Here is a 280-nt window from a genome sequence, read left to right as displayed (position 1 = left end):
GGTCAAGAGCACGCGGAGTGACGTGTTCTCTAGCTCCATGAACTGTTCCGCCAGCTGCGTTGGCAGGAAGGTGATCGTCACGCCGTTTGTTTCAAAATAGTCATTCAGGCGGGTGATATCAAGGCGGATCGCTTCATCAATGACGTGAAGCTCAGCGCCGATCGTCCAGGTCGGGAACATCTCCCAAATGGAAGCATCGAACCCGAAGCCCGCGTACTTCGCACTGCGGTCCTCCTCCGTCATGCCGAACGCGTCATGATGCCAGAAGCACAGGTTGACT

1 protein-coding gene is annotated in these 280 nt (G+C 56.1%); it reads right to left on the bottom strand.

Annotated features, from left to right (window positions below; genetic code table 11):
* Positions 1 to 280 (bottom strand): AMP-binding protein (locus V6D42_RS20275; protein WP_333514384.1); only part of this gene is annotated, 280 nt, incomplete at both ends.

The sequence above is a fragment of the Bacillus sp. 0909A genome, assembly GCF_036765115.1.
Lineage (GTDB): Bacteria > Bacillota > Bacilli > Bacillales > Bacillaceae > Bacillus > Bacillus mojavensis.
This window is presented reverse-complemented; position numbering and strand designations above follow the sequence as displayed.